Source organism: Blautia sp. MSJ-19 (assembly GCF_018918125.1).
Lineage (GTDB): Bacteria > Bacillota > Clostridia > Lachnospirales > Lachnospiraceae > Blautia_A.
In genome coordinates, this window is the sequence record NZ_JAHLQA010000004.1 from 1 (window position 1) to 13,705 (window position 13,705).

General features: G+C 43.4%; 13 protein-coding genes and 1 rRNA gene. All 14 read right to left on the minus strand.

What is annotated here, in order from left to right; translation table 11 throughout:
* Positions 1-324: ribosomal RNA gene (locus KQI91_RS01580) — 16S ribosomal RNA — on the minus strand; the annotation flags it as partial.
* A 445-nt stretch (positions 325-769) separates the two neighbouring features.
* Complete coding sequence (gene radA / locus KQI91_RS01585; RefSeq protein ID WP_216391134.1) at positions 770-2,152, minus strand: DNA repair protein RadA; 1,383 nt, start codon at positions 2,150-2,152, stop codon at positions 770-772.
* On the minus strand, positions 2,146-2,559 hold the full coding sequence (locus KQI91_RS01590) for an endosialidase (RefSeq protein WP_216391135.1): 414 nt from the start codon (positions 2,557-2,559) through the stop codon (positions 2,146-2,148). The genes radA and KQI91_RS01590 overlap by 7 nt, the downstream gene beginning before the upstream one ends.
* Before the next feature lie 171 nt (positions 2,560-2,730).
* The gene (locus KQI91_RS01595) at positions 2,731-5,202 is read right to left on the minus strand and encodes an ATP-dependent Clp protease ATP-binding subunit (protein WP_216391136.1); all 2,472 of its coding nucleotides are present in this window, start codon (positions 5,200-5,202) and stop codon (positions 2,731-2,733) included.
* Positions 5,203-5,253: 51 nt separating this feature from the next.
* Positions 5,254-5,631 (minus strand): GntR family transcriptional regulator, encoded by a 378-nt coding sequence (locus KQI91_RS01600; protein ID WP_216391261.1) that lies wholly within the window; start codon positions 5,629-5,631, stop codon positions 5,254-5,256.
* 164 nt (positions 5,632-5,795) lie between these two features.
* On the minus strand, positions 5,796-6,560 hold the full coding sequence (locus KQI91_RS01605; RefSeq protein WP_216391137.1) for an SseB family protein: 765 nt from the start codon (positions 6,558-6,560) through the stop codon (positions 5,796-5,798).
* 94 nt (positions 6,561-6,654) lie between these two features.
* A complete protein-coding gene (gene purD, locus KQI91_RS01610) occupies positions 6,655-7,929 on the minus strand; it encodes a phosphoribosylamine--glycine ligase (RefSeq protein WP_216391138.1) in 1,275 nt (424 codons plus the stop codon).
* A gap of 36 nt (positions 7,930-7,965) precedes the next feature.
* Positions 7,966-8,589 carry a phosphoribosylglycinamide formyltransferase gene (gene purN, locus KQI91_RS01615; protein ID WP_216391139.1) on the minus strand — a complete coding sequence of 208 codons (624 nt, stop codon included), beginning with the start codon at positions 8,587-8,589 and terminating at the stop codon, positions 7,966-7,968.
* Complete coding sequence (gene purM, locus KQI91_RS01620) at positions 8,583-9,608, minus strand: phosphoribosylformylglycinamidine cyclo-ligase (RefSeq protein ID WP_216391140.1); 1,026 nt, start codon at positions 9,606-9,608, stop codon at positions 8,583-8,585. The genes purN and purM overlap by 7 nt, the downstream gene beginning before the upstream one ends.
* 26 nt (positions 9,609-9,634) lie before the next feature.
* Complete coding sequence (purE, locus tag KQI91_RS01625; protein ID WP_216391141.1) at positions 9,635-10,135, minus strand: 5-(carboxyamino)imidazole ribonucleotide mutase; 501 nt, start codon at positions 10,133-10,135, stop codon at positions 9,635-9,637.
* Between the two features lie 149 nt (positions 10,136-10,284).
* Positions 10,285-12,318, minus strand: a complete 2,034-nt coding sequence (locus KQI91_RS01630; RefSeq protein WP_216391142.1) for an aminopeptidase — start codon at positions 12,316-12,318, stop codon at positions 10,285-10,287.
* Positions 12,319-12,336: 18 nt separating this feature from the next.
* Positions 12,337-12,924, minus strand: a complete 588-nt coding sequence (locus KQI91_RS01635; RefSeq protein ID WP_216391143.1) for an HD domain-containing protein — start codon at positions 12,922-12,924, stop codon at positions 12,337-12,339.
* A 4-nt stretch (positions 12,925-12,928) separates the two neighbouring features.
* The gene (locus KQI91_RS01640) at positions 12,929-13,243 is read right to left on the minus strand and encodes a hypothetical protein (RefSeq protein ID WP_216391144.1); all 315 of its coding nucleotides are present in this window, start codon (positions 13,241-13,243) and stop codon (positions 12,929-12,931) included.
* Positions 13,227-13,700: a VanZ family protein gene (locus KQI91_RS01645; protein ID WP_216391145.1), complete on the minus strand. Its 474-nt coding sequence runs from the start codon at positions 13,698-13,700 to the stop codon at positions 13,227-13,229. The genes KQI91_RS01640 and KQI91_RS01645 overlap by 17 nt, the downstream gene beginning before the upstream one ends.
* Positions 13,701-13,705: the final 5 nt, after the last annotated feature.

A 13,705-nucleotide genomic window follows, 5' to 3' on the forward strand; every position in this document is an offset into this window, starting at 1 on the left:
GCCGTTCACCCTCTCAGGCCGGCTATGGATCGTCGCCTTGGTGGGCCGTTACCCCACCAACTAGCTAATCCAACGCGGGTCCATCCTATACCACCGGAGTTTTTCACACCGGACCATGCGGTCCTGTGCGCTTATGCGGTATTAGCAACCATTTCTGGTTGTTATCCCCCTGTATAGGGCAGGTTACCCACGCGTTACTCACCCGTCCGCCACTAGAAACAAATTAAATCGACCGAAGTTTCAATAATAGGTTTCCCGTTCGACTTGCATGTGTTAAGCACGCCGCCAGCGTTCATCCTGAGCCAGGATCAAACTCTCTGATAAAATGTTTGATTCCGGTCAGACAACACTTGGCTATCTTCCCGTTTTACTGTTTATAAAAAGTTCATTCTTAAAAAAGAAACAATGAAGTTCGATTTACTAGATTCAAGCGTCGTTTGCACTCGCTTTCATCAAGTTCCTTCGAACCGCATTCTCACTAAACTCGCACTTCGTTTTCACTCGTGTTCGTTAAGTGTTCATTGTGAATTTTCGAGAATCGTATGTGTTTCACTGTTTAGTTATCAAGGTTCTTTGTTTACCGCCTCATTGGCGACTTGCTTACTCTATCACATCTTCGCTCCCTTGTCAACAACTTTTTTTAATTCTTCAAAGCTTTTTAAGTTGTGTCTTCAAAAGAAACAATTCTTTGTGACAGCTCAGTTAGAATACCACTTTCTAACCATGCTGTCAACAACTTTTTGCGATTTTTACTATTTTCTCAAATTTGTTACTTATTCTGCATGATAAATCGAATTGCATCCTGAATCCACGCAACATAAACAAGATTAATTCCCTGTACTTTGCCAACAGAGGTTTTACACACTTCCGGCAGAATCACTGTATCAAATCCTAATTTTTTTGCTTCTGCCACGCGCTGTCCAGCCATGCTTACCGCACGGACTTCTCCACTTAATCCCACTTCTCCAAATGCGATCACAGAATCCGGAATAATGATATCTTTACAGCTTGATACGACCGCCAATGAAATTCCCAGATCTATCGCAGGCTCTGTCATCTTCATACCACCCGCAATATTAACGTATGCATCACATGCTGCCAGATGAATTCCGACCTTCTTCTCCAGAACCGCCATTAGAAGATTCACTCGGTTAAAATCAGTTCCCACCGCAGTTCTCCTTGGAATTCCAAAGTTGCTCTGGCATACCAGAGCCTGAATCTCTACAAGAATCGGTCTTGTTCCTTCCATAGAACATGCAACGATAGAACCGGACGTCCCGTTTGGCTTCCCGTTCAGCATAAATTCAGATGGATTTTTTACCTCTTCCAGACCTGTATTACGCATTTCAAACACACCAATCTCATTTGTAGAACCAAATCGGTTCTTAACTGCTCTCAGAATACGATAGGAAGCATGACGATCCCCCTCAAAATACAGTACTGTATCTACCATATGTTCCAATACTCTCGGACCGGCTACATTCCCTTCTTTTGTTACATGCCCTACAATAAAGATGGAAACACCCTGTCCTTTTGCAATCTGCATCAAAATGTTAGTAGATTCTCTTACCTGAGAAACACTGCCCGGTGCAGAGCTGATATCCTCATGAAACATTGTCTGTATCGAATCGATCACAACCATATCCGGCTTCTTGCGTTCGATCACTTCCCGAATCGTTTCCAGATTTGTTTCACATAATAATTGCAATTTCTCATTAAATTCTCCGATACGTTCCGCCCGGAGTTTGATCTGACGCAACGATTCTTCACCCGATATATACAAAACAGAGCAGCCTGAAAGTGCCAGATTCCTGCAAACCTGTAAAAGAAGGGTGGATTTTCCGATTCCCGGATCTCCACCCACTAATACCAAAGACCCGGGGACGATACCGCCCCCGAGCACTCTGTCAAGCTCTCCTATCTTTGTCAATCTTCTTTCATCTTCAGAAAATCGGATATCTTTCAGAACTACCGGCTCTGCTCTGCGTGTGCCGCTCTGCAGTCCGCTTCCTGCTGAAGATGATTTCTTCGCAGAAACGGTTTCTTCTACAAACGTATTCCACGCTCTGCATCCGGGACACTGTCCCATCCATTTCGAAGACTCATAGCCACATTCCTGACAAAAATAAACGATCTTTTTATTTTTTAGCATTTTTCAACCTTTACTGCTACTGCTGTATCTCCTCCGAGTTCTACACTGAAAGAAAGTTTGCCACCAAGATTTGTCTGCATTTTTCCGGCATCTTCACCATTGATGGAAACACTGTATTCTGTGTCTGCTTCCAGCTCTACTGTGATCTGTGCATCTTCTGCACCTTCTACTGCAAATTCCATGCTGGTGCCGTCCTGCTTCAGTGAGAATACAGCAGTTCCCGGTACGGACTCGTATACGAACATTCCATTACGTTCCAGTTTGGTGATTTCTTTAAATGTCTTTACTTTATAAACATCTCCCTGATAAGGGAAATCAGATACCTTTGATTTTGCCGGTAATTCATAATTACCAAAGCTGATACCCCCATTTTCTTCTGTACGGATCAGTTCTTTTACTACTGCCATGATCTTATGTCCTCCCTAGACTTTTCTGTTGTGTTTTGGTCCTTACATATCTGTATTGCGTTGTGACATTGTTCCAACTACCCTAGATATTTCGGTTACATTATTATAACATTTACCACTTTTTTTGACCAGTATCCTAATTAAGATTTCATATCTTTTTTAGATTTTCCGTTATTGTCCGCTCCGTTCATCACGACTTGGGACAAATCGTATTTCTTTCTGATGCAGCTGAATTTTTACCGTATCTCCATTTCGAATTTTGCCTTCCAGAATTTCATTTGCCATCGGATCTTCCAGTTTATTCTGGATTGCACGGCGAAGTGGTCTCGCGCCATACTTGCTGTCAAATCCAGACTCTGCCAGATATTCTTTGACAGATTCTGTTATCTTAAGCTGAATTCCAAGCTGTTCTGCACAGCGTTTCTGAAGATTTTTCAAAAGGATATTTACTATTTTCTTGATTTCTTCTTTTTTCAATGGATGGAATACCATGATCTCATCAATACGGTTCAGGAATTCTGGTTTGAAAAGCCTTCTCACTTCTTCCATAACTCCGGATTTCATTCTTTCATAGTCCTGTTTGTCATCTTTTTCTGACATAAAACCAAGTTTCTTTGGCTCAATGATCGCCTGGGCACCTACATTGGAAGTCATAATGATGATCGTCTGTTTAAAATCCACTTTACGTCCATGTGCATCTGTAATATGTCCGTCATCCAATACCTGCAGAAGAATATTAAACACATCCGGATGTGCCTTTTCAATTTCATCAAAAAGGAGTACACTGTATGGATTTCTTCTGACTTTTTCACTGAGCTGACCGCCCTCATCGTATCCTACATATCCCGGAGGAGAACCGATCAGTTTAGAGACGCTGTGTTTCTCCATATATTCTGACATGTCTACACGAATCATTGCCTGTTCGCTTCCAAACACGGCTTCTGCAAGAGCCTTTGAAAGTTCCGTCTTACCCACTCCGGTTGGTCCCAGGAACAGGAACGATCCTATTGGGCGATGCGGATCTTTCAATCCTACCCTTCCACGTTTGACCGCCTGCGCAACAGCCTTAACCGCTTCTTCCTGTCCGATCACACGCTTATGCAGTTCTTTTTCCAAAGCAGCCAGTCTCTTTGTCTCACCCTCTGTCAGCCTCTTGACCGGAATCTTTGTCCAGTCAGAAACAATATCTGCTACAGAATTTTCTGTCACAGTCAGTTGTTTTCGTCTGTTTCTTCGTTCTTCTCTGGCTCTGTATTTCGCAATCTGTTCTTCTGCTTCTTTTTGTTCCTGCTGCAGTTTTTTCGCAAGTGGCAAATCTGCCTGTTTGATCGCATCTTCTTTTTGTTTCAGAATCTCTCTGATCTGCCTTTCCAGCTCTTCGATCTCCGGTGCTGAACGGTAACTGCCAAGCCGTACCTTGGAAGCCGCCTCATCAATAATATCAATTGCTTTGTCCGGAAGAAAACGATCATTAATATAACGTACCGACATTTTTACAGCCGCTTCCAGAGCCTCCTCCTCAATTGTGACTCCATGATGTTTTTCATAATATGGTCTCAGACCTCTGAGGATTTCCAGAGCTTCCTGCTCTGTTGGCTCTTCCACCGTAACTGGCTGAAATCTGCGCTCCAGTGCCGCATCTTTCTCAATATATTTGCGATATTCTTCAAGAGTGGTTGCTCCGATCAGCTGAATTTCCCCTCTCGAAAGAGATGGTTTCAAAATATTAGATGCATCCAGTGCACCCTCTGCACCGCCTGCACCAATGATGGTATGAAGTTCATCAATAAACAGGAGAATTCCCTGATTTGTCCGAACTTCATCAATCACCTTGCGAATGCGTTCTTCAAATTCACCACGATATTTACTTCCTGCAACCATTCCTGACATATCCAAAACTACGACTCTTTTGTCTTTTACAGAATCCGGAACAATCCCTGTCACAATACGTTGTGCCAGTCCCTCCACAATTGCAGTCTTACCGACTCCCGGCTCGCCTACCAGGCACGGATTGTTCTTGCTGCGTCGGCTGAGGATCTGAATCAGTCGCGTGATCTCTCTGTCGCGTCCGACTACCGGATCCAGCCTGCCCTCTGCTGCCATCACTGTCAGATCTCTGCTGTACTGATCCAGTGTCGGCGTCGGTGAACCATTCTTCTGATTTTTCTGATTCTTTCCTCCCTGTAGTTCTTCTGCTCCCGGATTCTCAACACCCATTGCAGTAAGCACCGCTACATATAATTTCTGGATATTGATTCCCATCGTATATAACAGCCTTGTTGCAACACAGTCTGTTTCTTTAAGCATTGCGATCAGCAAATGCTCTGTACCGGTCTGTTCTTCTTTTTGATTTTCAGATTCACGATGCGCCAGACTGAGCAATCTCTCAGCTCGTGGGCTGTATTCTGGCACCCTTTCCACAACCAGCACATCTGATGGTGCAATCAGTTTCGTAATCAACTGCTGCAGCGTTTCTTCCTCTACTCCAAATTCTTCCAGTATCCTTCCGGCAGTGCCTTCTTTTTCTTTGAGCAACCCTACCAGAATATGTTCCGTTCCAATGTATGAATGATTACAGGACTGTGCGGTGCTTTTTGCCAGTTTTAATGCATTGGCGGCCTGTCTGGTAAATCTATCCTGCATAGTTCGTTTTCCTCCTATCTGCCCGCAAAATGCGGGACTGCTGTCATATTGTTACTGGTCTATCTCATATTCGTCATAGATCTCATCTATCAGATCATGTACTTCTCTTCTGCTGACATTTCTACAGCAGCCCTTTGCCAGTGCCACCAGAAGATTTTCTTTCATTTCTTCCAGTGCTTTGATCTTATTGATATCTACCGCTATAATCGCTCCGCGTCTGCGATCAATACTGACAAATCCCTCCTGTCGCAGCAATGAATATGCCTTATTCACTGTATGCATATTGATTCCTATGGTATCTGCCAGCTGGCGGACAGAAGGAAGCGGATCTCCTTCCTGCAGCCTGGATGTCGCAATTCCAATGATAATCTGGTTCATCAGCTGCACATAAATCGCTTCATCACTGTTAAAATCTATTTCAATGACCATAACTATCAGCCCCTTGTCTTTGTTGTATGATACCTGCGGATCTTCCCGCAGCAAATCGCTTCCGCAATTCGTCATGTTATACATATACTAGCACATGTCCCGGATTTTGCAAGTAAAAAATAAACAGGCAGCCATTAAGCCGCCTGTTCTGTTCCTTTTATTTATCATCCAAGGATTTTTGTGAACTGTTCTTTATTAAGGATCAGATTGAATCCCATAGGATTAAACACCATTGCTTCTGCCTGATCGATCAGAATATCCGGCAATTTATTAAATGGAATTTTTGCAAGACGAAGCTTTTTGCCTCTTGCAAATTTTTCAAATTCCATAACATCAGAAAATACCGGCTGTAAAATCTGTCCTTCTTTATTTTTCAGGTATGGAATATTGATTTTTTTCGGATTCTCCTCATCACGTTCCATAGCAACCAGAAACTGTGATTTTTTCAGATTTGCAATCAGTTCTTCTTCCAGTGCTCTCAGATTCTTGTGCTCTTCTTTCTGCACCGGACGACGAAGCTCCTGCATAAAATAAATTCCGGAAAGCTGCAAAGTTGGGTTGATCAGCGGACGTTTCGCCGGCTCCATCTTGCTAAGATCCGGCTGCCTTACGATTTTTTCCAGATCCAGTTCAACCTCATCAGTTCCATTATTCCAGATTACAGAGTTTACTCCAATTGAAAACAGAAGACCATACATTCTTGGGAAATCCTTTTTTTCATACCGCATTCCCATAAGAAGTACCTTTTCTTCTAATTTCTTTTTGCCATATTCCTTCAGAGTTTCCTCATCCGCAAAAAGCCACACCTGATCATTATATGTCTCTTCTCCGCAGGTTACATAAGGAAGCTTCGTTGCCTGTGAATATGCGACAAATACTGTCTCCCTTGCCTGAAGTTCCTTAACTGCTTCTTCTACACTAATACCCATTTCATTTTCCTTTCATTTATCGCTTCCGCATGATATATCATGAATTATACCATATTTCACGAAAAATGACATACCTTTTTGGTTATTTTTTCTATTATGCTTCGTCGATAGCCTTTCCGATATCATGGCGCATATATTTATTGGAAAACTGAATCCATTCGGTTGCATCATATGCATTCTTACGTGCTTCTTTCAGAGTTTTTCCTTTTGCAGTAATTCCAAGGACACGTCCACCATTTGTAACGATCTGCCCGTTCTCAAATTTAGTTCCTGCATGGAAACAATAATATCCGTCTTTGTCTTTGAAATTTTCAAATCCATACATTGGAATTCCTTTTTCGTATTTTACCGGATATCCTTCACTTGCCAGGACTACACAGACTGCAGCGTTGTCTTCAAACTCCAGCTCCACCTGATCCAGAGTTCCATTCACACATGCTTCCATAACCTCTATAATATCCGTCTTCATTCTCGGAAGTACAACCTGTGCCTCCGGATCTCCAAATCTTGCATTGTATTCCAGAACCTTCGGTCCATCTGCTGTCAACATCAGACCAAAGAAAATAATTCCGACAAACGGACGTCCCTCTGCCGCCATAGCATCTACCGTTGCCTGATAAATATGCTGTTTGCAGAATTCATCCACCTCTTCTGTATAGAACGGACTTGGTGAGAATGTACCCATTCCGCCCGTATTCAAACCTTTATCACCATCCATGGCACGCTTATGATCCTGTGCAGATGTCATAGTACGAATTGTCTTGCCATCTACAAAGGAAAGAACAGACACCTCACGGCCGGTCATAAATTCTTCGATAACCATTGTATTTCCGGCATTTCCGAATTTTTTATCCTCCATGATCTCTTTAACGCCTGCTTCCGCTTCTTCCAGCGTATTACAGATCAGAACTCCCTTACCCAATGCAAGTCCGTCTGCCTTGAGAACAATCGGAAATTTTGCCTGTGTATGTAAATACTCCAGAGCTTTCTGTGGATCATCAAAATTCTCATATGCAGCTGTCGGAATCCCATATTTTTTCATCAGGTCTTTTGAAAATGCTTTAGACCCCTCAAGGATTGCTGCATTCTTACGTGGGCCAAATACCTTCAGACCACGTGCCTCAAATACATCTACCACTCCACCGACCAACGGATCATCCATACCGATAATAGTCAGATCAACACCTTTTTCCTGGGCAAAATCTGCAAGTTTTTCAAATTCCATGGCACCAATTGCCACACATTCTGCATATTCAGAAATTCCTGCATTTCCCGGTGCGCAGTAAATCTTTTCAACCTTAGGACTCTTTGCAACGCTCCATGCAATTGCATGTTCTCTTCCGCCACTTCCAACGATCAGTACTTTCATGAGCTTTTAATTGCCTCCTCTATTAATAAAACATCTTCAGTCAATAACAACCTTTCCATCCCGCACGGAAACTCTGTTATTTGCGATCAGATTGATTGCTTCAGGGAGAATCTTCCATTCAGCTTCTTCCATCACACGACGCTGCAGCACTTCCGGGGTATCTCCCTGCTGTACTTCCACCGCTTTCTGAAGAATGATCGGCCCTGTATCTGTCCCCGTATCAACAAAATGAACGGTTGCACCGGTAACCTTCACACCTCGTGCAAGTACACCTTCGTGTACATGAAGTCCATAAAATCCCACTCCACAGAAAGACGGAATCAGAGAAGGATGAATGTTAATGATCTTATTCGGATAAGCATCTACGATCATTGGCGGAATTGCCACAAGGAATCCTGCCAGCACGACGAGGTCCACCCCATTCTCTCTGAGTTCCTGCAGTAACGCTTTGTGAAACGCATCTCTGTCTTCAAAATTTTTGGGAGAAATGCACTTAGCCGGGATTCCCCGGCTCTCCGCGCGTTTCAGTGCATATGCTCCTGGATTATTACTGATCACCAGGCCGATTTCCGCATTGGTTATCACACCGCTATCGATTGCGTCCATGATCGCCTGCAGATTTGTACCGCCTCCTGATACCAGAACACCAAGTTTTAGCATAAAGTCACTCCCTTTTCTCCTGCTTCAATACGCCCAACTACATACGGAGTATCTCCGGCCTGACGGATTGCTTCCATTGTCTTATCCACATCGGAAGGATCTACTGCCAGTACCATGCCGAGTCCCATATTAAACGTATTGTACATCATCTTTTCTTCGATATCTCCTGTCTTTGCAAGAAGTCCAAATATCGGAAGAACCGGATAACTGTCTTTCTCAATAACTGCTCTTGTTCCTTCTTTTAACATACGAGGAACATTTTCATAGAAACCGCCACCGGTGATATGGCTGCACGCATGGATGCGGACACCCGCATCTTTGATACTCTTAAGTGCCTTTACATAGATTCTGGTCGGTGCCAGCAGTGCTTCGCCAAGTGTTGTACCCAGCTCATCATAGTATGTATCCAAAGATTCCTTTGTCATCTCAAATACTTTACGTACAAGCGAAAAACCATTACTGTGGACACCAGTAGATGCCATACCGATCAGAACATCTCCTGGATTCAGTTCTTCACCTGTAAGAAGATCTTTTTTGTCGATCACGCCTACCGCAAATCCGGCAAGATCGTATTCATCTTCCGGCATAAGTCCCGGATGTTCTGCTGTTTCTCCACCGATCAGTGCCGCACCTGACTGTACACAGCCTTCTGCAACTCCGCTCACGATCTCAGCAATCTTCTCCGGATAGTTCTTGCCACATGCAATATAATCCAGGAAAAACAGTGGTTCAGCCCCTGCACATGCAATATCATTCACACACATGGCAACTGCATCGATTCCAATCGTATCATGTTTGTCCATGATCATAGCAAGTTTAACCTTGGTTCCACATCCATCAGTACCAGATACCAGAGTTGGTTCCTCCATATCCTTGAATGCATTCATGGAGAACGCTCCGGAAAATCCTCCGATGCCGCCCAACACCTCCGGTCTCATAGTCTTTGCAATATGTTTCTTCATTAACTCTACTGACTTATAACCTGCTTCTATATCCACACCTGCTTTTTTGTAATCCATAATCTTGTGATCTCCTCCACCTGTTTTTAGTAAGCTTTGTATCCGACTTCCTGCAATCTGGCATCTTTTTCTTCAACCTGTTCTTTCAGTTCCTGGCTGTATGCTTTCAGTCTGTCCAGAAGTTCCGGATCAGATGTTGCCAGAATCTTTGCTGCAAGAAGCCCTGCGTTTGCGCCTCCGTTAATTGCTACTGTTGCTACCGGAATTCCAGACGGCATCTGTACAATCGAATACAGGGAATCTCTTCCCCCAAGAGATGTCGTATGCATCGGAATACCGATAACCGGCATTGGAAAGATTGCCGCACACATTCCAGGAAGATGTGCTGCCATTCCCGCTCCTGCAATAATTACCTTGAAACCTTTTTCTTCTGCTGTTTTGGCATATTCAAAGAACACATCCGGTTCTCTGTGTGCAGAAATAATCTTCATCTCGTACTCAACGCCCAGCTTGTCAAGAATTGCTGCCGCTTTACTCATAACCGGCATATCTGAGTCGCTTCCCATTACAATTCCAACTTTTTTCATTGGTGGCCTCCTCGTATGTTTTCTTACATCTTCAGGTTGATTCTACTAAGATTCTAAAATTGTGTCAATAAAATTACGGAAAAGAAATATTTTGGCGGGCAAACTCTTTTTGTATAAAAAGTCTGCCCGCCAGTTCTTAAAAGCTGTCGTCACGCTTCAAAAGGCTGATTCAGTTCCTCTGTTCCTGGAAGAACAAAACGACCATTTTCAATAATGGAAGTTCCCTCTCCGTCTTCATCGATCACACGGATACTTCCCAGCTCTTCATATGGGATCGTAATATCGGTGTGACATCCATAATATGCCAGACTGATGTCTTCTTTACGAAGGATTGAGATTTCGTTATCTCTGGCAATAATCTCTCTTCCATCCGGGTTGAATACCGGAGTGTCCTCTGACCAGCTGTAACAGGTATCTCCCACAGCAAAATGTGGTCCCATTTTTTCTGCGATCAGAATCGGAAGTTTATCTGCAATACCATATTTTTCGGCTGCTACATATGCAGTCGTATTCGTGCCGATTGCAAACTCTCCCATCGGAATCTTCGGATGATGGTGAAGGATGTTGTCCTCGATATAGGCTCTATTTTCTTCTTCTGTTTCAAAATTTGCACAGGAGTAATCAATCACCTGTCCACAGTCAAATACCAGTTTCAGATCCTTGAACTGCAGTCCGTTCAGATACACTTTCTTTACATGAAGGATTCCGCCGGTTCCCGCAAGTACCGGAGAAGTAAATACTTCTCCTACCGGAATATTCACGTCTGCCACACAGTTTTCAAAGTTGGTCTGTTTTTTGATATCTTCCAGCTCATGCAGATGAATGATCAGATCCGTTTCATTGTCATCTTTTCCTTTGATCTCCACCCACTTGCAGGTATCCAGCGTTTCAATGATCGTCTGCTGAATGCGTTCATACAGCTTATAATCCAATGTATTGATCTTAACGATCTCCGCAAAGATCTCCGGGAAATTTTTGCCGATCTCAGGAACCGGGTATGCAATGATCGTGAAACTTCTCTCATCGCCTTTGATATAACGGTTCACGATCTGGCCAGATTCATTGTCAAGTTCCACCTGCTGTTTTTGCTGTGCTTCGCTCAGAACCCATGCACCATCTGTAGATACCGGCGCAAACGGTTCTTCTCCAAAAGTCTCAATACATGCCGGTCCACCATGAACAGCTGCCAGTTCTTTATACTTCTCATATGCATTTTGCATAGAGCGAAGTTTACGCTGTACAAAATCGCTGTCCATAAAAAGAGCCTGATCCTGTCTGTGATCATACTCGTACTGTGGGTTGGCATTTCCACCAACAAAACCGATCCACGCAGTGCCTCTTTTATTTACTGCATGTGTCGCATGGCGATAGATCACCGGTTCCAGCCCCATGTCACGGAACTGCAGAATCGCGGCACGCACCATTCGCTCAAAGCCAAGATTATAACGAATATTGACCGTTTTTTTCCTGGTAATATCTTTTCTTCCATTAATAAAGCCGATTCTATATCCTTCTGTATATGTCCGTGCCATGCTGTCAATCTGTTCCTGGCTGAGACTGTTCAGGAACTCTGCCACACCTGTTTCATTTACTGAAACATATTCTCCATATCTGTACAGGTAACGGAGATCAGAAAGATCAGAGTCCATCACAATACGCACTGCAAAATCCAGCTCTGGGTCAACAGCTTCTGCAATCCTCTGTTCCATCATATCCTGGCAATAGTCATTCACATAAGAACGCAGCATGTCTTCTACATTTTTTACAGACGGCTGCTCATCACCTTCAAATGCAGCGTACACTTCCAGAAAGAGTTCTGCCGCTACAGTATAATCCCAGTATTTTTTTTCATATGCATAAGCAATCGTTCCACGGAGTTCCGCATACAAAAAAGCAAATGCCTTTCCATACTCACCCAGTTTTTCTGCTGCATAAGCCGGATTCCCGTAACAATGCTCATAATTCTGTGGAAACAGCTCTTTATAAAGTTTCTTATTTTCTTCCTGTAATTCTTCTATAGTAAATTCCTGTTCTGTTCTATCCAGAATCTCAGCTGTCTCTCTTAAGAAAGTTGCCGTTTTCTGAAAAAATTCGAGAAACGCCGGATGAGCCACCGTCTCTGTGCAGATTTCTGCAATCCGCTCCTTTGCCAGCTCATAACGTTCTTTCAGTAATTCATCCAATTTCTCATCTCCTTTGCTTTAATCATCAAGCACATGTCCAAGCTGTATATGCTTGTCCACCAGTTGTTTCATATACTCCCATATTTCCCTGGAGCCCTCTGCTGTATGCTCATTTCTTTTGTAAATCTGACTTTTATGGACTGTATGTTCCTTCCAGCTCTTTCCACCGGAGGCATCGTTCAGAATCAGTGGCTGACAGTTATCCAGCACATGAGCAAATTTTGCTTCCGCCGTCTCATAGGCTTCAAACTCTTCCCACAAACTGCGAAACCATTTTCCCTGATCTTCCGGAAGCATTCCAAAAATACGATCTGCCGCCTTCGTTTCACGCTCTCTCTGCGTTGCCAGGCCTGCACTGTCATATGCATAGGTATCCCCCGCATCAATTTCTACGAGATCATGAATCAATACCATCGGAATGACCGTCGCGAGATCCACATCTTCATTTGCATATTCCTTCAGTAATACAGCCATAAGTGCCAGATGCCAGGAATGCTCGGCATCATCCTCTTTGCGACTCCCATCCGTCAGATATGTCTGGCGGATGATCTTTTTTACTTTGTCTACTTCCAGAATAAACTTCATCTGTTTTTCCAAACGTTCCATATATTTATACTCCCATCAGAAAAAAAACAAGCCATCCTACCATAAACACACCATTCAGGATGGCACCTACCACACTTGTTCTGTGCATACAGTTTTCTTCCGAAAAACTCAGAATTCCCATCAAAAATCCATACACAGAAAGTAATGCTGCAAACAAACAGATTCCTCCAACAATAAATCCATATCCACCTTCCAGTGCATAGGCTATTCCGATCGCTCCTACAAACAGAAGCAGGGAAGCACTTGCCAGCCCTACTGACAGCTTCCCTTTTGCAGCTTCTTTCTTCTTTACGATTGCATATCTATATCTTCTTGCCATAATGCTTTCTCCTCAGATAATTGCAGACAGCAAAAAGCCCATAGCCCAATGCCGCCCCCAGTGTATTCAGGATCATATCATCCACGTCAAAACAGCCGACCTTTGTAACAAGCTGAACGGTTTCCACCAGAAGACTGAGTGCAAATCCTGATAAAATGATAAAAAAGCCATTGCGGCATCTCCGCACAATAACCGGCAGAATAAATCCATACGGAATAAATCCAATCACATTGCCAAACAGATTGGTGGCAACTGCCATCAGTCCAAGCTGTTTCCTGTAAATCCAGAATCTTCGTATTTCTACCAAAGGGATCAGATTATATCGGTACATTCGTTCCTCAACCGCCACCCGGCCGTATTCCTCTGAAAAAAACAGGAAATACACCAGCAACAGTACATACAGCAGGAACAAAAGAATCCCAAGAACTCTGATCTTATGTTTCGTACTGTTTTTCACTATAT